This window comes from Henriciella mobilis (genome assembly GCF_003576315.1).
GTDB classification, from domain to species: Bacteria; Pseudomonadota; Alphaproteobacteria; order Caulobacterales; family Hyphomonadaceae; genus Henriciella; species Henriciella mobilis.
On record NZ_QWFZ01000006.1, the window covers coordinates 248,754 to 267,056 of the forward strand.

26 protein-coding genes are annotated in these 18,303 nt (G+C 61.2%); 25 read left to right on the forward strand and 1 reads right to left on the reverse strand.

Annotation, left to right across the window (positions count from 1 at the left end; all coding sequences use genetic code 11):
- The first annotated feature begins 6 nt into the window (after positions 1-6).
- The 24 genes from D1227_RS06300 (at position 7) to D1227_RS06425 (ending at position 17,295) form a co-directional block, all read left to right on the forward strand.
- Positions 7-432: a VRR-NUC domain-containing protein gene (locus D1227_RS06300; protein ID WP_119404241.1), complete on the forward strand. Its 426-nt coding sequence runs from the start codon at positions 7-9 to the stop codon at positions 430-432.
- Positions 429-1,388 (forward strand): hypothetical protein, encoded by a 960-nt coding sequence (locus D1227_RS06305; RefSeq protein WP_147373270.1) that lies wholly within the window; start codon positions 429-431, stop codon positions 1,386-1,388. The genes D1227_RS06300 and D1227_RS06305 overlap by 4 nt, the downstream gene beginning before the upstream one ends.
- Positions 1,345-1,644 (forward strand): hypothetical protein, encoded by a 300-nt coding sequence (locus tag D1227_RS06310; RefSeq protein ID WP_147373271.1) that lies wholly within the window; start codon positions 1,345-1,347, stop codon positions 1,642-1,644. Before D1227_RS06305 ends, D1227_RS06310 begins: the two co-directional genes overlap by 44 nt.
- A gap of 84 nt (positions 1,645-1,728) precedes the next feature.
- The gene (locus tag D1227_RS06315) at positions 1,729-2,007 is read left to right on the forward strand and encodes a DUF2312 domain-containing protein (protein ID WP_267896853.1); all 279 of its coding nucleotides are present in this window, start codon (positions 1,729-1,731) and stop codon (positions 2,005-2,007) included.
- Complete coding sequence (locus D1227_RS06320) at positions 2,007-2,378, forward strand: helix-turn-helix domain-containing protein (protein WP_119404244.1); 372 nt, start codon at positions 2,007-2,009, stop codon at positions 2,376-2,378. Before D1227_RS06315 ends, D1227_RS06320 begins: the two co-directional genes overlap by 1 nt.
- A gap of 412 nt (positions 2,379-2,790) precedes the next feature.
- Entirely contained in the window at positions 2,791-3,099 is a 309-nt protein-coding gene (locus tag D1227_RS06330) for a hypothetical protein (RefSeq protein WP_119404246.1), read from the forward strand.
- Positions 3,096-3,632, forward strand: a complete 537-nt coding sequence (locus D1227_RS06335; RefSeq protein WP_119404247.1) for a DUF1643 domain-containing protein — start codon at positions 3,096-3,098, stop codon at positions 3,630-3,632. Before D1227_RS06330 ends, D1227_RS06335 begins: the two co-directional genes overlap by 4 nt.
- A 214-nt stretch (positions 3,633-3,846) precedes the next feature.
- Entirely contained in the window at positions 3,847-4,365 is a 519-nt protein-coding gene (locus D1227_RS06345; RefSeq protein WP_119404249.1) for a hypothetical protein, read from the forward strand.
- Positions 4,365-4,658, forward strand: a complete 294-nt coding sequence (locus tag D1227_RS06350; RefSeq protein ID WP_119404250.1) for a hypothetical protein — start codon at positions 4,365-4,367, stop codon at positions 4,656-4,658. Before D1227_RS06345 ends, D1227_RS06350 begins: the two co-directional genes overlap by 1 nt.
- Before the next feature lie 37 nt (positions 4,659-4,695).
- Positions 4,696-4,899, forward strand: a complete 204-nt coding sequence (locus D1227_RS06355) for a hypothetical protein (protein WP_119404251.1) — start codon at positions 4,696-4,698, stop codon at positions 4,897-4,899.
- A gap of 331 nt (positions 4,900-5,230) precedes the next feature.
- Positions 5,231-5,854 carry a putative metallopeptidase gene (locus tag D1227_RS06360; RefSeq protein ID WP_119404252.1) on the forward strand — a complete coding sequence of 208 codons (624 nt, stop codon included), beginning with the start codon at positions 5,231-5,233 and terminating at the stop codon, positions 5,852-5,854.
- A 26-nt stretch (positions 5,855-5,880) separates the two neighbouring features.
- Entirely contained in the window at positions 5,881-6,375 is a 495-nt protein-coding gene (locus D1227_RS06365; protein ID WP_119404253.1) for a DUF2280 domain-containing protein, read from the forward strand.
- Positions 6,344-7,777, forward strand: a complete 1,434-nt coding sequence (gene terL, locus D1227_RS06370) for a phage terminase large subunit (RefSeq protein WP_233349777.1) — start codon at positions 6,344-6,346, stop codon at positions 7,775-7,777. Before D1227_RS06365 ends, terL begins: the two co-directional genes overlap by 32 nt.
- Complete coding sequence (locus tag D1227_RS06375; protein ID WP_119404254.1) at positions 7,777-9,663, forward strand: anti-CBASS protein Acb1 family protein; 1,887 nt, start codon at positions 7,777-7,779, stop codon at positions 9,661-9,663. Before terL ends, D1227_RS06375 begins: the two co-directional genes overlap by 1 nt.
- Positions 9,660-12,206, forward strand: coding sequence for a minor capsid protein (locus D1227_RS06380; RefSeq protein ID WP_119404255.1), 2,547 nt, complete (start codon positions 9,660-9,662; stop codon positions 12,204-12,206). The genes D1227_RS06375 and D1227_RS06380 overlap by 4 nt, the downstream gene beginning before the upstream one ends.
- Positions 12,206-12,424 (forward strand): hypothetical protein, encoded by a 219-nt coding sequence (locus D1227_RS06385; protein WP_119404256.1) that lies wholly within the window; start codon positions 12,206-12,208, stop codon positions 12,422-12,424. Before D1227_RS06380 ends, D1227_RS06385 begins: the two co-directional genes overlap by 1 nt.
- 16 nt (positions 12,425-12,440) lie before the next feature.
- The gene (locus tag D1227_RS06390) at positions 12,441-12,716 is read left to right on the forward strand and encodes a hypothetical protein (RefSeq protein WP_119404257.1); all 276 of its coding nucleotides are present in this window, start codon (positions 12,441-12,443) and stop codon (positions 12,714-12,716) included.
- Between the two features lie 4 nt (positions 12,717-12,720).
- Positions 12,721-12,993 (forward strand): hypothetical protein, encoded by a 273-nt coding sequence (locus tag D1227_RS06395; RefSeq protein ID WP_119404258.1) that lies wholly within the window; start codon positions 12,721-12,723, stop codon positions 12,991-12,993.
- Positions 12,990-13,574: a motility associated factor glycosyltransferase family protein gene (locus D1227_RS06400; protein ID WP_119404259.1), complete on the forward strand. Its 585-nt coding sequence runs from the start codon at positions 12,990-12,992 to the stop codon at positions 13,572-13,574. The genes D1227_RS06395 and D1227_RS06400 overlap by 4 nt, the downstream gene beginning before the upstream one ends.
- Positions 13,571-14,104, forward strand: coding sequence for a DapH/DapD/GlmU-related protein (locus D1227_RS06405; RefSeq protein ID WP_119404260.1), 534 nt, complete (start codon positions 13,571-13,573; stop codon positions 14,102-14,104). The genes D1227_RS06400 and D1227_RS06405 overlap by 4 nt, the downstream gene beginning before the upstream one ends.
- Positions 14,094-14,714 (forward strand): hypothetical protein, encoded by a 621-nt coding sequence (locus D1227_RS06410; RefSeq protein WP_233349771.1) that lies wholly within the window; start codon positions 14,094-14,096, stop codon positions 14,712-14,714. Before D1227_RS06405 ends, D1227_RS06410 begins: the two co-directional genes overlap by 11 nt.
- Before the next feature lie 3 nt (positions 14,715-14,717).
- Entirely contained in the window at positions 14,718-15,839 is a 1,122-nt protein-coding gene (locus D1227_RS06415) for a DUF2213 domain-containing protein (RefSeq protein ID WP_119404262.1), read from the forward strand.
- A 3-nt stretch (positions 15,840-15,842) separates the two neighbouring features.
- Positions 15,843-16,220: a head decoration protein gene (locus D1227_RS06420; RefSeq protein ID WP_084398284.1), complete on the forward strand. Its 378-nt coding sequence runs from the start codon at positions 15,843-15,845 to the stop codon at positions 16,218-16,220.
- 55 nt (positions 16,221-16,275) lie between these two features.
- Complete coding sequence (locus D1227_RS06425) at positions 16,276-17,295, forward strand: major capsid protein (protein ID WP_119404263.1); 1,020 nt, start codon at positions 16,276-16,278, stop codon at positions 17,293-17,295.
- A gap of 26 nt (positions 17,296-17,321) precedes the next feature.
- Here the strand turns inward: D1227_RS06425 and D1227_RS06430 are convergent, their stop codons facing one another.
- Positions 17,322-17,909: a helix-turn-helix domain-containing protein gene (locus tag D1227_RS06430; protein WP_119455252.1), complete on the reverse strand. Its 588-nt coding sequence runs from the start codon at positions 17,907-17,909 to the stop codon at positions 17,322-17,324.
- Between the two features lie 108 nt (positions 17,910-18,017).
- On the opposite strand from D1227_RS06430, the gene D1227_RS06435 reads away from it, so the two are divergent.
- Positions 18,018-18,302: a hypothetical protein gene (locus tag D1227_RS06435; protein ID WP_119404265.1), complete on the forward strand. Its 285-nt coding sequence runs from the start codon at positions 18,018-18,020 to the stop codon at positions 18,300-18,302.
- Position 18,303 lies beyond the last annotated feature (1 nt).

Genomic DNA, 18,303 nt, shown 5'->3' on the forward strand with positions numbered 1-18,303 from the left:
GGTGTTTTGAGCCACAACCACGAAGAACACCAGATCCAATGCGCCATCGTCACCCTGCTCGACTGGGCGCTCCCGGCTGACGCTACCTTCTTCGCTGTCCCGAACGGCGAGAAGCGCGGCGGCAAGACCGTCACCGTCAGAGGCAAGAAAGTCCCGCTCTCGGCTATCCGGCTGAAGAAGGAAGGCGTGAAGGCGGGTGTCGCTGACATTCTCGTTCTCTGGGCGGGCCGGGCGATCGCCATGGAGACCAAGACCCGGAACGGGCGCCAGTCGCCGGAGCAGAAAGCATGGCAGGCCGACTTCGAGCGTGCAGGCGGCGTCTACCACATCGTGCGCTCTGTCGATGACGTGCAGGCCGTCCTGGCGGCCATCATCCCGACATTCAAGGCGAAACCCAACACTGGCGCTGAACGCGCCGAGGAGGCTGCGTGAGCAATCCGTGGATGAAGTTCTATCCATCGGACTGGAGGTCTGATCCGAAGCTGCGGCTCGTCTCTATGGCGGCTCGCGGTCTCTGGATGGAGATGATCTGCCTGATGCACGAGGCAGAGCCCTATGGCGAGCTTCGTGTTGCTGGCGTGCCGCTGAAGCCTGCGCAGCTCGCTCGCCAAGTCGGTGAGCCGGTCGAGATGGTCACGGCTTGGCTCCAGGAACTGCTTGAGGCTGACGTTTATTCGGTCCGCAAGAATGGCGTCATCTTCTCGCGTCGAATGGAAAAAGACGAGAATCGTCGGAGAAAACTGCGAGAAAACGGCAAGAAGGGCGGCAACCCAGCCCTCAGAAAACAAACGGAAAATCCGCCTTTGGATAACCAAGCGGATAAGACCCAGAAACCAGAAGCCAGAGACCAGAGTAAGAGTAGTGTTGAGTCCGCGCGCGAGGCTGTTCCGGCTGACGCGATCAGGGACGCCTGCCTGAAAGCCGCTGGTCTGACCGAAGCCGATCTCGGTCCCGGCACGATCTCGCCAATCTCGATCAGAAACCTCGTTAACGCGCCGGAAAACCCGGCCGATCTCGACCTCGATGTCATCCCCGCAATTCAGCAATGCGCCGCCACGCTCGCCAAGCGTGGCCAGAAAATCACGAACTGGAGCTACTGCCATGACGCAATCATCCGAAACCGGGACGCCCGCCTCTCCGGAGCGCCAGAAGTCGAACACCGGCCAGGTGCTCGCTCATCCCAACGCCCGGCCAGCACCGCCAGCGCTCGCAGACATGCCGAGAGAGATCAAGCTTTTGACGAGGTCGCTGACGAGTTCGAAGCTCTCATGGGAGGGCAATACCGCGAGGAAGATGACGGTCCTCAACATTTCGAGAGCCGAGGCGGAGGCCGCGTTATCGACCTTGACCAGTCTCAGTTCACCCGGCTCGCCGCGTCAGATCGCTGAGGTCGTGACCCGCCTGCTGCGCATCTGGTCCGACACATCGGCTTCGGACAAGTCCGTGGTGCAGGACTGGATTCGCCTGTTCCTCGATGTCCCGCTCGCCAGCCTGTTTGCTGCCTATGAGCACTTCCTGCGCTCTGATCGCGAGTTTGCGCCGAAGCCCGGCCAGGTGCTCGCCAAGGCGACGACGCACGCCGAGCTGATCGAGATGAAGCGTCTCGCCGTCGAGGCCGCGCTCGGAAATGGAGCGCACGCATGACCCGCCGCATCGACTGGCCGGCCGTTCTGATCTGGCTCGCCTACACCGCCATTTTCATTGCGCTACTGACAGGAGGACAGACCAATGCCTGACGGAAACATGTTCACACCAGCCGAGTCCGGGATGCTCTCGGACGTGGCCCGCGAAAAGCTGCGTCTGACCATTGAACGCATCGAACGGTTGAATAACGAGAAGGCCGAGATCGCCGACCAGATCAAGGACGTCTACGCCGAGGCAAAGGCGATGGGCTACTGCACGAAGACGCTGCGATCCGTGGTGAAGCTTCGGAAGCAGGACCGCGACGAGCGCCAGGAGCAGGAGAGCCTGCTCGAAACCTACATGATCGCGCTGGGGGAAATCTGATGGCCATCGACATTCCCCAGACCCCGAAAGACCGTCTGCTATCCGAGGCCCTCGATGCGGCGTCGAGATACTTCAGCAAGCCAAACGCCTCTGGCGCGATAGCAGCCGAGCCGATCACGAAAGCCCGCGTCCTCGACCGCTGCAAGGCCCGCTACAACGTCTGGCCGCGCCAGTGGTGCATGGCCTACATCCGCTGGAAGTATCCGGAGATGAGCTATCCGCGCATCGCCAAGATATTCCGGATGAAGGATCACACCACCATCATGCATGCACAGGAAACGGCGAAGGAGAGATACCCCGACGCCATTTTCTGCCAGCCGGTTGATGAAGCCATCGGAGACCGCCTTGAAGCTGTGGGGCTGGCATCATGACGACTCAGGGCTTCCACTGCTCCGGTTCGGCTCTCGACCGCACGCGGGCGCCGCGCCTTCGCCGGCTCCTGTCGGTCGACCGGATGCGAAAGGCACACATGAGCCGTAAGGAGATCGCTGCGGCGGTCGATATTTCCTTGGCCGCTCTCTGCTCCGACATCCAACTCATCAACGAGTTTGGCGTCGATGCCATTCGCGCCAGGCTGGAAGAGGCAGAAGCGCCATCAAGACCGCAAGCACCCACAACGCAGCGTCACTGCGTCTACCTCGTCCCACGAAACGGAACCGTTCGCCGTTGCGGCAAGACCTGCAAGGGTCAGCTCTGCGACGAGCATAAAAGCTCAACTGCGCCTCTGCCGGGAACTGGCCGGTGGCCAGGCGGGAAAGCTCAATCGAAGACAGGGAGGTTTTGATGTTCGATCTCGGAGATCGTGTGCAGTGCGTTGAGGTTGGGCGCATGTCTGACGGTGCGCGAGATGATCACTATGCGGCTGCTTTCCTGACGGTAGGGGCCGTTTATACGGTCAGGAAGCTTATGGATGAAGCGGTTTGGCTGGACGACGTTCATGCTCCAGACCATCGCCTCGTGATGTTTCGCGATGATGCTCCGTTTTTTGGCGAGCGCTTCCGCAAGCTCCAGAAGCTTTCCCCCGACCCTGCGGCCCTCTCCGCCCTCAAATCCCTGACAGTGAAACGGCTTGAGCCGGTGGAGGCGGAATGAGCGATCAAGGGGCCTTCGCATTTGCCGAAACAGGGTCGTCGGCTGTCTTCTCGCCGTGCGGTCTTTATCGTCACCGCCTCGACAGAAAGGTCGCCGACACCGGCCCCGTCGTTGCCGTACCGGGCGTCAATCCATCGACAGCCGACGCTGAAAAGAACGATGCCACGATCCGCAAGGACATTGGCTTTGGCCAGCGTCTCGGCTGGGGGCGGATCATAAAGCCCAATAAGTTTCAGCTCTGCGCGACTGACGTTCGGGAACTCAGGGATGCAGCTGACCCGATAGGGCCATACGCCGACGAATACCTCTACTCGATATTCAAGGAGGCCGATCTGGTCGTCCCGGCATGGGGGCCGCTGGCCAAGCTGCCAAGGCCGCTGCGGCAACGCTGGAGACGTGTCGTTCATATCGCACAGGATGCTGGCCACGACACGCTCTGGTGCTTCGGCACGGCTCAGGATGGCCAGCCGCGCCACACTCTCATGCTGGCGTATTCAACGCCGCTGACTCCATGGAGGCCACCGACACCATGACCGACACTTATTGCAGCTATTGCGGTCGCCCGAACGGCGGGCACACCCTCGCCTGTTCGGCGCTGGCGCGGGATGCGGCCGACGGGGATTCATACCTCCGCAAAGTCAGGTGGGAGCGGGAGCAGCTTCCATTCAGCGAGCGTGAGAAGCCGCCAGCGCCGAAGACCAAAGGGGACGCTAATTGACCACCCTAGCCATTTCACGGAGGCCCTCATTGGCCAAGAGAGCAGGACGCAAGCGTAACCTCAAGGCAAAGCGCTATCCGAACGGCAGCGTCCACCGCCATGATGAGCGAGTCGGCCCGACGCCGGAGCTCGAAGCGCGGAGGAAGGCCCTGCTTGGCGGCAAGAACGCCGCTGGTGAGACAGACTGCGTGCTGGACCATCTCGCATCGCCCGTCAGCCAGGTTCTCACACAGAAGCAGGCAGAGGCCGGGCGGCGGTATGCGACGGCGCGTCTTCGTGCGCTCAGGGCGGCGGGTGTGACACCGGAGGCGAAGTCGCCTCGTCTCTCAGAATGGATTGACCGCGGAAGCTCAGTCGCAACCCTGCCGGCCGATGATGGTCGCGCCGCTTTCGAGTGGCGGAAGGCGCGGCAATGCGTGTATGATGCCGGATCTGACGTTCGCCGCGTGATCGAGCGCGTGTGCATCGACAACCAGCCCCCAAGAGGGCATGAGGTCGGCAGGCTCAGGATCGGGTTGGATGCGCTGATCAGGCTTTGGAGATTGTGATGAGCGACAACCCGACTCTGAAAGCGATACACACTCCTGTAGAAGGGACGAGAGCTCGTGTCCGATCCCGCCTCGAAGGGGTCGAACCAAAGATCAAGGCCGCGCTCGCTCTGTCTGGGCTCCCGCCCAAATATCCAGATTGGTACCTTGATGCCGTCAGTTTGATGAACATGCTCGACCCGTGGAGCCGACTTTACGCGGTGCAGCTGGCGGAAACGTCATGGACCATGAATGCCTATGACGCGGCATACCATGTTCTGCAGAAAAAGAACGGGGGAGAGTTTCGCTTCTAATGACCCGCATCCAGTCCCGCCTCCTCACGGCTATGCCATGAAAGTGCTCGCTCAAGGAAACCTCGCCGGCTTCATCATGAAAGAGGATTGGGCCACTGCGCGCGAAGAGTGGTTAGACGAGCTTGTGGATGTTGAAAGCGGCCGCCGAGAATTGCGAATGGCGCTCAGGAGGCTGCGCCGCACGCTTTATGTCGAACTCGGACGTATCTGGCAGCGCATCACAATATCTCGGTCAGCCTGAACCGCTATCCACAACCTCTAGCCCCACCCCCTTGACATACTCTCCGAACAGATAGAGAACCTGCAGAAATTCAGATTTGAAGAGTGCGCCCGAAGCCCAGAGCTTGCCGGGCGCTTTTCGTATCTGCGGCGGCGCTGAAAGTGGAAGCGCAGGCCAAGCCAGGCTGGCGGCACGCTGTGTCTCGGGCGCATCCCGTGTTCAATAGGTCGCTAGAGCCGGAGTGACGCCCGGCCCGCAGACCCCCTTCACCGCCCGGACCCAGAGCCGGCCGACATCCTCCTCCTGTATGCCCGCGTGCCGAGAGCGTCTGTACGCCGGGCGGTGATGCATCATGACCCATAGACCCAGCCCACCCGAAAGCCTTCTCGCTGATCACGTTACGCAGCAGTTCGTTCCGGCGCCCGATCTTGTTCAGTGGGCACGCGAGACCTTTATCGAAGACAGCGCCACGCTCCACAACCCCGAGCACCAACACCTGAACCATGCGCTAATCGGCGCGCTCTGGACCAATGTCCCGAATGGCCGGCACGGCCGCATCATCCTCGCTCAGTGCGAGACCGGCGCACCCCGCGCCATGGGGAAATGGGCAAAGGCGAGAGCCGAGGTCCAGATCGAACAATGGTTCGGGGGCATCCCTGACTTCATTCTCACCTTCGACGCCGGATACGCGGCGACCTGCTCAGATGTGGAATGGTGCGCGCTTGTAGAGCACGAGCTGCTTCACGCCGCACAGGAGCGGGATGCCTTTGGCGCGCCCAAGTTCAGCAAGTCCACGGGACGCCCGAAGTTCGCGATCCGGGGCCATGACGTGGAAGAGTTCACATCGATCGTTCGCCGCTACGGTGCCGAACCTGCCCACGCGCAGGCGTTCATCGATGCCGCGAAGAAAGGGCCGGAGATCGGCCGCGCAAGTATTGCTCATGCATGTGGGGTCTGCCTTCGACAGGTGGCGTGAGCCTATAGACAGATTGTAGACAACCCATGGCAGCCAAGTCGAAACTCTCTGAGGCTGAGAAGACCTTTATCGTTCAGGCGCTCGCCTGCTTCGACAGCCCGTCCGTTGTGGCAAAGGCTGTCAAGGATGAGTTCGGCCAGGACATCACCCGCCAGCATGTCGAGACATATGACCCCACGAAAAAGGCGGGGGCCGCGGTTGCGAAGAAGTGGAAGGCGCTCTTTGAGGAGACCCGAAAGACCTTCCTCGAAGACACATCCTCAATCGGCATTAGCCACCGTGCAGTTCGGCTCCGCGCGCTCCAGAGGATGGCGGAAAAGGCCGAGAAGCAGGGCAACATGGTCCTCGCTGCCTCGCTGCATGAGCAGGCCGCCAAGGAAATGGGCGACGCCTACACGAACCGTCGCCAGCTCGAGCACTCTGGCAGGGTGGATGGCACGACCACCATTGATCCCAGCAAGCTGCCCACTGACGTGATGGAGGCTCTCCTTGCCGCTCGCAGAACTGAATCTGACGAGTGAGGACTGGCGCTGCATCGAGCGGGAATATTGCTCCCGGTCTCTGGCCAATTTCGCGAAGCGGGCCTGGTCGGTCCTGGAGCCCTCAGCCGAACTGAAATGGGGCTGGGTGCTGGATGCGATCTGCGAGCATCTGGAAGCCGTGACGGCAGGCGATATTAAGCGCCTGCTCATGAATGTGCCGCCGGGTTCGATGAAGTCTATGCTCACGGCGGTAATATGGCCAGCATGGGAATGGGGACCGAAGGGGCTGGCCGCGAACCGCTTTATCGGGACGGCCCATGCCCAGGCGCTAGCCGTGCGCGACAACATGAAGTGCCGGCGGCTGATCCAGTCGCCATGGTTTCAGTCGCTATGGCCGATGCCGCTGGTCGATGACCAGAACACGAAGACGAAATTCGAGAACGATCGCACCGGATTCCGGGAGGCGATGGCCTTCACGTCAATGACCGGCTCTCGTGGAGACCGGGTTATCCTCGATGATCCGATCAGTGCCGATGATGCGAACTCGGATGCTGAGCTGGAGAACGCGCGGCTGACGTTCACTGAGACACTGCCGACCCGGATCAATAACGAGCGCTCGGCCATCGTGGTCATCATGCAGCGGCTCAGCGAGAAGGATACCTCTGGGGTCATCCTCGATATGGGGCTGCCCTATACGCACCTCTGCGTGCCGATGCGCTTCGAGGCCGACCGGCGATGCGTGACATCACTCGGCTGGCAGGATCCGAGACAGAGGGATGGGGAGCTGATGTTTCCCGAGCGCTTTCCCGAGGCGCAGGTCAGGGAGCTTGAAATCACGCTCGGCAGCTATGGCGCAGCCGGTCAGCTCCAGCAGAGGCCCGCGCCACGCGGCGGCGGCATGTTCAAGCGGGAATGGTTTCAGGTCATTCAGGCCCCGCCGGCAAAGTGCAAGTGGGTGCGCGCCTGGGACTTGGCCGCGTCCGAAGACAAGGACTCGGCCTGGACGGCGGGTCTGCTCATGGGGCGCTCGCCGGATGGCGAATACATCATCGCGGACGTGAAGCGCATTCAAGGCGCGCCGGCGGCGGTCGAGCGCCTTCTCGTGAACACGGCCTCTCAGGATGGCCGATCAGTTAAGGGTTCTATCCCGCAAGACCCCGGCCAATCCGGCAAGGCGCAGGCCCAATACCTGATCAAGCAACTTGCTGGCTACAGCTACACCGCCTCGACCGAGAGCGGCGACAAGGAAACGCGAGCCCAGCCGCTCGCAGCACAAGCGGAGGTCGGTAACGTGAAACTCGTTGAAGGCGACTGGAACGCAGCTTTTCTGGATGAGATCACCACATTCCCGGTCGGGAAGTGGAAGGACCAGGTCGACGCGGCATCGCGGGCTTTCTCTGAGCTGGTGTCCGGCTCCAGCTATAATCTGGCGAATTTCTGATGGGCGCTTTTTCCTTCATCGGCGATCAGCTGGTCAACGTCCTCGCGGGCCTCGGCGGTACGCGCGACAAGAGCTCCTCCAATAGCTGGAGATTCGAGGAACTCACCCGTGAGCAGCTCTCAAACGCCTATCGTGGCGATGGGCTGTCTCGAAAGGTAATCGATGCGCCGGCTTTCGACATGGTGCGTGAGTGGCGCGCCTGGCAGGCAGAGAAAGACCAGATCGAAGCCATCGAAAAAGAGGAAGGCCGGCTCAATTTGCGAGCCAAGGTCAAGAAGGCTCAGAACCTCGCGCGCCTCTACGGCGGCGCCGGTCTCGTGCTTGGTGTGGGTGCTGACGATCCGACCGAGCCGCTTACTGCGGAGCGTGTTGGCAAGGATGCGCTGCGCTGGGCGCACGTCATGCATCGTTACCGTCTGACGGCCGGTGAACTTCGCACCGATCCTGAAGACGAATGGTGCGGCGAGCCGGTCTGGTACGAGTTTACGACCACTGCCGGTAAATCCCACCGTGTTCACCCGTCCCGCGTTGTCCGCTTTCTCGGAAACGAACACCCCGACGAAGACATGAACCCGCACGGCTGGGGCGACAGTGTTCTGCAGTCGGTCAACGAGTCGCTCCAGAATGCGAGCGCAGCCATTTCAGGCATCGCCTCCCTCGTTCTCGAGGCGAAGGTCGATATCTACAAGATCCCCAGACTGTCCGAGAATATCGCCTCGAAGGAATACTCCGACCTCCTGGTGAAGCGGTTTCAGACCTCCGACAGCATCAAATCCATCATCAACGGCATCATCCTCGACGCAGAGGAAGAACACGACCAGAAGCAGATCAGCTTCTCCAATCTGCCTGAGATCATCCGCGAATACCTTCAGATCGTCTCCGGTGTGTCCGACATCCCTGCAACCCGCCTTCTCGGCCAGGCGCCCGGCGGGCTGAACAGCGACGGTGAAAGCGCGCTCCGCAACTATTACGACCGCATTCGTGCAGAACAGACCCTGACAGTCGGACCTGCGCTTTCCCGGCTGGACGAGGTGCTGATCCGCTCGGCGACCGGTCAGCGTGACGATGATGTTCATGCGCTCTGGAATCCTCTCTATCAGCTTGACGAGAAGGAACAGATGGAGGTCGAGAAGGGCCGTTCCGAGACCTTCGGCAAGTATGCCAGCATGGGCCTTGTCCCGTCCGGCGTCCTCGCCAAGGCCGTCGAGAATGCGCTGATTGAAAGCGGCCGCTTCCCCGGCATCGAGGCCGCCTACGAGGAGTTCGGAGAAGAGACCGAAGAGTTCGACCCCGAAGCCGGCGACCCGAACAACCCGGACCCGGACGCGCCGGACGATCTCGACCCGGAAGACGACCCGACGCAGGCTGCCGATGCGGCGCCGCGCACCCTGTATGTGTACCGGAAGGTGCTGAACACGGCAGACATTCTCCGCTGGGCCAAGGACCAAGGCTTCAAGTCTCCGATGCCGGGCAGCGAGCTGCACGTCACCATCACCTATTCGAAGACACCGGTGGATTGGCTCAAGATGGGGCAGTCCTGGGGCGATGAAGACGGTGGTCTCACCATCGCGCCAGGCGGTGCCCGCCTCGTTGATCGCTTCGGCGATGCGACCGTGCTCCTGTTCGCTGCATCCGAACTCAGCTGGCGTCACGAGCACATGAAGCATATGGGCGCGAGCTGGGACCATGAAGAGTACCAGCCGCACATCACCATCTCGTGGAACGACACTGACATCGACCTGAAGGACATCGAGCCCTACCGCGGCAAGATCGAGCTGGGGCCGGAAGTGTTCGAGGAGATCGACACGGGCTGGTCACCTGAGCAGATGAAGGACCGCTCGCCTCAACCCCGAGACGCCCGCGGACGTTTCATCAAACGGTCATGAGCTTCGACCTCGCCGAGCTGGCCCGGCAGAACGGCATCCGCAAGAACCGGGTGCTTCGCGGCATCGAGATCACGGACACGCTGAAGCGCTCGCTCTACCGCATCGTGGTTCGCCCGGTGCAGGCATGGGAGCGGCAGGTCATCGACCGGATTCGTCCGGCTTATGGTCAGGCGCTCTCCACGCTGACCCGCGACGATGAGAGCGACGACCTGGCCGAAGCGATAAGGATTGCCGAGGCGCAGGCAGCCGGCGCGACAGTCATGGTCGACGCAGAGGTGCGCGGCTGGGTGCGCGACGCCCTGAAGTGGCACGAACAGCGCTGGGCCGACTCGGTGAAGGCGGGGACGGGGATCGATATCTTCCCCTTCATCGACCGGAAGGAAAACGCGGCCCGGGTGAAGGCCTTCCAGAGCCAGATCGCCAACCTCATCAAGGATGTGGACGCGAAGACGAAGAAGGAAATCGCCGATACGATCTGGCGCGGCTTTGCCGAGGGGACGCCCCGGAAGAAGATCGCGAAGGAGCTGACCGAACGCATCGGCATTGCCCGCCGCCGCGCGAACATGATCGCCGTCGACCAGGCGCAGAAGCTGAACGGCGAGCTGACCCGGATCCGCATGGGGGAGGCGGGCGTGAAGCACTATCGCTGGCGCCACTCGGGCAAGCGTCGGTTTCGACCGCAGCACAAGCGCCGGGAGGGCCGCATCTATGAGCTCGGACAGCCTGCGGGCGATGAGCCCGGATTTGCGATTTACTGCTTCCCGTCAGGGCAACCAGTCAGCATCCATGACGATGTACTTAAAATCTGGCGCCGTTGGCACAGCGGCCATCTGACCGAGTTCGTTACGGAATCGGGTGAAAGAGTAAGTTGTACAGCGAACCACCCGATTCTCACGAGCACCGGATGGAAGCCGGCTGAGGCGCTGAATGTCGGCGACTATATCGTCCAACCTGATGTTTGCGGCCTCAATGCATTGGACCCATACGTAGAACAGCGAGAGCCCTCGATTGGCGAGGTGTTCGCAGCGGGCAAGACCCTCCTTGGATCGGTAACGGGTTACGCTCGACCGGGAGACTTCCACGGCGACGTTACCGCCGACGAGGATATCGACGTTGTAGACGCCGACGGCGGCCTGCGGCGTGAACTCACAGCCTGCATCAGTCAGGGCGTCTCGGAGTGTGTCTTCGAACATGCCCATGCGACTCTCATTGGCCTCAAACGTGCGGGCGCGCTTAAGGCGCTGCCGCATTGGTCTCTTAGTGCCCGTGACAGCCGCGTGCGCAGCCTCCGTCTGCTTGAAGCGCTCTTCTGGCGTCATCTTATCCCAGACGATGCGCCCGGCCTCGGCAGCGCCTCGGATTGGTACGCCATTGCGCTTGAGCATTTCGGTGATGGTCTTTCGCTGGGGGCCAAGGCGATTGCTGAGAGATTTGACGGACTCGCCGGCAAGGTAGGCCCGGATCGCTTCCGCCTCATCGTACTGTATGCTGTTGTTCGCGCGGCGGCCGACTGTGCTGATCCTGTATCCGCGCCTGGAGTGGAGGTGCTTGGACAAGCAATCGGGATGGAACCCGACCATGGCGCCGATCGCCTTGAGAGTTTCGCCGGCGTCGAGCTTCGATATAGCAAGGTCGAGGTCTGCGTCAGTCGGGCTTGGGAGGGACATGTCTACAATTTCCAAACTGCTTCAGGTTGGTACATAGCAGGAACAGCCGGGGTTGGGAATTGCGGATGCGTGTCCGAGCCGGTTGTCGATGTGGAGCAGAACGCCGCAGAGATGGCGAGCGCTGGACAGCAAAGGCCGCCAACCGCTCCGATGCTGGACGACGAGTTCAACGAGGTGCTGGAGCGCACCCTGAAGGAATCCGAGGAATGGGCTGAAAAGGCCGTTCGCAAGAAGCTACCGACGCGCGTCCATGCCAAGGGCGGCGGAGCCTACTACAGCCCGCGCGATCACGCGATCTTCATGCCGGCGAACATGCCGGCGTCTGCTCGCGCTCCCGTTATGCGGCACGAGCTGGGCCACAGCGTCGATATGCGCGGACGTCTGCTCAACTTTCGTTCGGCATCACTGACGGGTGCGGCTCGCAAGGACTTCGAGGCGATGTTGCGCCAAGAGATGGCCGCAGACGCCGGCGAGTTCATGACGGTTTCTGCGGTTGCACGCAATGCCGCGGCAAAGCTGACGCCAACAAAGGAGTGGGCCGACGATTTGATCGAGCTGATGCGGCGCGGCGATCTTCGCTATGCAAAGAACCTTGCGGGATGGCTGGAACAAAAAGCGGCGGGCGAGCTTGGCAAGGAGTGGCTGTTCTTCGCTGATCTGCTTGAGTCGGTGTCGCGGACGCGGTATGGGTATGGTCATGGATCCGGGTACTATGCGCGGTTCCGGAAGCTGAAGGACGGATATACCGAAGGGCACATGGCTGAAGCGTATGCAAACTGGTTCGCGTTGACGGGTGGCCCGAATGGGTCAGCCTGGAGCGAAATCATCGAGCGCTTTGTGCCGGAGTTCGCCAAGGCCGCACGGGGAACGCTCTGATGTCCATTTTCGACAAGCCGCCACAGCCAACCAGCCTCGATGTCTACAACCAGCGATTTCCGGAGCACGGGATCGTTACGATCATGGTCAATGATCGGCCTGAACTGAACCGTCTTCTTGATGCCGCGGTGAAGCGCGGCAAGCAACTGACGGCGCGCGAACTGGAATCGGTCGGCGCAATCGATGCTGATGACGTGCCGGAAGGCGTGTTCGTCTAGCCCCGAAAGGGACACCATGAAACCCGAAGACATGACGGCGCTCCTGATGGACGCGCTGGAAGCCCAGTGCTCGCAAGGCGAGGCCCCGCGCCTCATGATGGTCGAGGCCGATGACTTCTCGTCGGTCTCTCTGGAGGGCAGCTTCGACATCCGGGCGGTTGCGGCGCATGTGGCGCAGCGCTTACCGCGCGAGCCCATTTTCACTGCCTCTGAGGCGGGCAGCGTCCAGTTCGACGGCAAGGGCGGGCTGACCATCAGTATCGCGCCGGGTGTGCTGGGGTGGGTAAGGTAAAGACATGGCGAAATCGGAATTTTCAGACGACCTGCTTGAGCGTATTTCAAAGCTGATGATCACCAAGGAGGGCGAGTCTGGCCTCTCCATGAATGAGATCATCGACCGGATGGCGGCGGCAATCTTCACGGCGTCCGGCGGTGACGGGTTCGAGGCGCTGGTTATCGCAGCCGACAGGAACGGCGAAGTCGATGCAATGACGGCGCTGGCCAAGTGGCGACGAATGGCGCGCGCGGCGCACAAGGCCTACCTTGAGGCGGTAGACGAAAAGCGATGATCGACGCATTCCGTGGAAAGCAAATTCACATCCTCGGCGGCGGACCCTCAATCAACGATCTCGATATCCGCACCCTCGGCTCTGATCCGGTGATCGCGGTGAACAATGCGGGGCTCGATGTCTTCCCCGATGCTGACGTCCTTTTTGTCATGGACCGGCGCTGGTTCGACTGGAACCGGGAGCGGCTGCATCTGAACCGGTCGAAATACCGCGTCATCCGCCAGTTCCAGGAGCCGCGCGGCTGGACGCTGCCATGGCCGGTCATCGAGCTGCAACACGACAAGTTCGGGACGCTGAGTGAAGATCCGAAGAAGCTGGCTGGCGAGTGTGGTGGCGCCATGGCGCTGAACCTCGCTTATCTTATGGGCGCGAGCCGCATCATCCTGCACGGCTTCGACATGAGGCCGGGCAACTATCACGATGACCACCGCGTGAAGACGCCGGTGAACAAGTACGAGGCCGACTTTATTCCCTCGATCGAGGGAATGGCGGTTCGGCTGGAGGGGAAGGTCGAGGTGTTCAACGCTACGCCAAATTCGGCCCTTCGCTGCTTCCCCTCGCTGGAGACGCACCCGCAATGAGCATCCACCCCGACGCCTTCATCCATCCTATGGCATTGGTGGAGGGGGCGACGGTCGGAGCGCGCACCCGCATCTGGCAATTTGCTTCGGTGATCCGGGGCGCTGTGATCGGAGCGGACTGCTCGATCGCGAGCGGGGCCTGTATCGACGGGTCAACGGTCGGTGACGAAACCGTCATCGCCCATAATCTCGCCGCTGGTCCGGGCTTTCAAATAGGCAGCCGGGTCTTCATCGGACCTAACTGCACGCTGTGCAACGATGGCTGGCCGCGCGCTGGCAAGACCGGGTTCAATGTGTCGGCCTACAAGGATCGCCCGGCCATCATCATCGAGCCTGATGCAAGCATCGGAGCAAATAGCGTCATCCTGCCGGGTGTCCGGATCGGTGTCGGGGCCATGATCGGCGCAGGGTCCGTGGTGTCCAAGGATGTGCCCGCCTGCCATGTCTGGATGAAGCACGGAGAAATGCGGCCGATCACAATGGAAGATGAAATCAGCCGGCAGAACAGGCGGGTACGCTTTGCGGCCTGATCTCGTCGTCGCGACCCTCCTTTGGGACAGCAATCAGAACAGCAAGAGCTTCAGCCAGGCCTATGACGAAAGCTGGGCCGAAAAGCTCTATCGCGGCTTCGCCCGCAACCTGACTATACCCTTCGAGTTCGTCTGTTTCACTGACCGGGAGCGCGACTTCGAGGAGCCGATCACGCAAAGGCTGATGACCAACCGGACGCCGGGCTATGGCGACTGCATAGAGCCATACCGGCTGAACCGGCCGATGATCCTCGTGGGGCTGGATACGATCGTCACCGGCAATTGCGATGCGCTGGCCGAATACTGCTTCACCGCAGAGCGCATCGCCGTGCCGCTCGATCCATACCGGCCCACGCGGGTGTGCAACGGGGTCGCCCTGGTCCCGGCCGGACACGCCCATGTTTATGAGCGCTGGCGCGGCCAGAACGACATGGAGTGGATACGCCGGCAGAACCCGGACGTACTGGACACGCTCTTTCCGGGGCAGGTGCTGAGCTACAAGTGCCACGTCAAGCCGAACGGGCTGGGGGGCGCGCGGATCGTGTATTTTCACGGCAAGGAAAAGCCGCACGAGATCGAAGAAGGCTGGGTCGACCAGCACTGGAGATAATCCATGACAACCAAGTTCACCGACGCCGCCCCGATCTCGGGGACGCGGCGCACTGAAGACGGCTACCTGATTGCCGAGGCGCGAAGTGTTCGGACGGGGATTCAACTGTACCGCGGCTCCGAAGTCGGCAAGGCCGACATGGAGACCGTGCGCGTCTATCGCCCGCCGGAAGAGGTGTTTGCTCAGGACAGCCTGCAGAGCTTCAGCCATGCGCCGGTCACGATCGATCACCCATCCGAGGCTGTGACCGGCGATAACTGGAAGCGTTTGGCCGCCGGCGAGGTCTCGACCGCTGCCAAGCAGGACGGCGAGTGGATCATGCTGCCGCTCATTCTCAAGGATGCGGCCGCGATCAAGGCTGTCGAGGACGGCAAACGCGAACTCTCAGCTGGATATTCGTGTCAGCTCGATTGGACACCGGGCACCTCGCCGGAGGGGCAGGAATACGACGCCGTTCAGCGCGGCATCAGGATCAATCACCTCGCCGTGGTCGACAAGGCCAGGGCGGGCTCACGAGCTCGCATCGGAGATGATGCGAATTGGGGCGCCAGCCCCGTCACCCCGAAAGCAGACGAAAGGAACCCGCATATGCCGGACAATCTGCAAACAGTGGTGGTCGACGGCCTTAATGTCAGCACGACTGATCAAGGCGCCCAGGCCATCAAGAAGCTAATCAGCGACCGCGACACGGCTCAGAAAGCCCTGTCCGATGCCAAGGCGGACCACGCGAAGGCGCTGGCCGACAAGGACACCGAACTCGGCAAGAAAGACGCCGAGATCGAGGATCTGAAGTCGAAGCAGTTCGACGACGCGAAGCTCGACCAGATGGTCGCCGATCGCGCGGATATCGTCGCCAAGGTGAAGGCCATCGCGCCGAGCCTGAAGACGGATAACGTCTCGAATGCGGACCTGAAGAAGCAGGCCGTTGCCGCCAAGCTCGGTGACGAGAAGGTGAAAGACAAGTCCGACGACTATGTCGCCGGTCTGTTCGACCACCTCACCGCCGACGCGAAACCTCGCAATCCTCTGTCTGATGGCATCCAAGATTCGAAAGTCGTCGTTCTCTCCGACTGGGGTGATGACGTGTTTGCCCGTGCGGGCGTCAACGCCAAGAAGGGAGCATAACCCATGGCACTTACCGAAGGCGCTCGTAACGCGCAATTCCTCGTCTCGGAAGCGAACAACTATCGCTCTCGTGGCACCGCCACGGTTGTTGTCCCGGCGAATACCACGCTCGCGGCCGGCACCATCCTCGGTTACGACACGTCTGCCGAGAAGTACGTCAATCCGGACTTCAGCTTCGCCTCTGGTGATCTGGAGAACCAGGCGCTTCTCTACGAGACGCTCGTGAACGACAGCGGATCGGCCGTCGATCGCGTTGTCACCCTGATCGAACGTGATGCCGAAGTCGTTGGCGCTCATCTCACCTATGTGGATGGAGCCGACGACGCAGCCAAGGCAACCGCCAACGCGGCGCTTGCCACCAAGGGCATCATCGTCCGCTAGCACCACTATTGGCCCGCTGAGAAGCGCGTCTTTCCCATAGAAGGATACTTTCATCATGGCATCCATGGATGTGTTCAACAGCTCTGCGTTCAGCATGACTTCGCTGACCGGCGCTGTTGAGAAAACCGACTACAAACCGCAACTGCTCGGTGAGCTGGGCATCTTCGAAGACATGCCGGTTCGCACCCGCACCGTCTTCGTGGACGAGCGCGAGGGCACACTCTCGCTGATCCCGTCCTCTCCGACCGGCGCTCCGCCGGAAGAACTGGTCAAGGACAACCGCAGCGCGGTTCCGCTGAAGACCACGCGCCTCGCCAAGGGCTTCACGCTCTATGCCGAGGAAGTGCAGGGTATTCGCGGCTTCGGGTCCGAAACCGAGTTGATGCAGGTGCAGGCTGAATACCTGCGTCGCATGTCCCGCGTCCGCGACGACATGGAACTCACCCACGAGTACCATCGTCTCGGTGCGCTCCAAGGCAAGCTGCTTGATGCTGACGGCACTACGGTGATCTACGACTACTTCTCCGAGTTCGGCGTCAGCGAAGCCGCAGCCATCGACTTCGCGCTCACCACGAGCACGACGAAGGTTCGCGAAAAGTGTCAGGCGGTCACCCGCGCCATGGCCCGGTCCTCGAAGGGTGCATTCACGTCTCAGACGAGCGTGCATGCACTCGTCGGTGACACGTTCTACGACAATCTGATCTCGCATCCGACTGTCGAGAAGACCTACCAGAACTGGGCGGCAGCCGAAGACCTGCGTTCGAACAAGGCGTTCAGCGCATTCACCTTTGGCGGCATCACCTGGCACAACTATCGCGGCACCGACGACAATTCGACGGTTGCGGTGGCTGCCAACGAAGCGAAGTTCTTCCCGGTCGGGGCGAGCGGCGTCTTCAAGAAGGCGATGGCGCCGGCTGAGTTCGGCCCGTACGTCAACACGCTGGGCCAGGACATCTACGCGATCAACGTTCTTGACCGCGATCGTCAGGCTTGGACCCGTGGCGAACAGTACAGCTACCCGCTTTATATGTGCGTCCGCCCTAACACGCTCAGAAAGGCGGTTGGGAACATCTAATGATCTGAGGCGGGTTTAGGCTCGCCTCACTTCAACCATCCCCACGTGCGACCTTGCATGATCAAGTGGATAGCGGAGACGCTGACATCAAAGCGCTCCGCTATCTCCTGTCTTGTAAGCGACTTTGCCAGTTTTCGAATTTGGCGAACGTCGCTTTCAGTGAGTTTGGAGTTGCCGTGGCGAGACCCGCGATTGCTGTTTCCGGCAGCAACGCGGTCCATCTGGTTTCCCCGGTTGTCATCCCAGCGCAGGTGCTTGGGGTTCACGCATCCTAGGTGACCATTGTTGCAATCGTGACAAGCATAGTCTGAAGGATCAGACGGCTCGCCATGCGCGATGATGCACATCATCCGGGAGGCGATCATTGTGCCCGGTCTGTCTGGGTGACTGATCGTGGCGTAACCGCTCTTGTTGCGCGCGAAGGGCCAGAGAAGACAATCTGTGCCGCCGTGATTGGCGTGATCAAGCAGCCACTGCATGGTGGTTCCGCGAGGCGGTTGCCCGCCCAATGGGTCGCCGTGCCTTTGCCAGCGCCTGTAGTGCTTGTCGCACCAGCCGCGAGCGAGGAAAGGCTTGTCGCAGCCCTCAACAGAACATATTCGGGATTCAGCCATTCGAACCTCCTTACAGGTTGGCTTGGTCAGGGCCCGTTCCGGCGTTGGCGCGCCGGGCGGGTTCGTTCCTGAATATAGACGATTTTTCTATATGAAGGAAATCCTCCAATGCCCAAATACGAGATCGAGAACAACTCCCCGTTCGGCAAGGCCTTCAAGGTTTTTGGCGGAACGGAAGTCGTCAAGCGCGGCGAGACGAAGACCGTCGATTGCGAATACGAGTTCGCCCCGGAACAAGTCGAGGCTTTCGCGCGCGACGATGTGATCATAACGCCAGCGAAGGACTCCAAGTCCGGCGGCAAGTCCGCATCGAAGGACAGCGGAAGCACCAAGACTTCCGGCAATGGTGGCCAGCCCAAGTCCGACACCAAGAAAGACGGCGAGGAAGAATAGG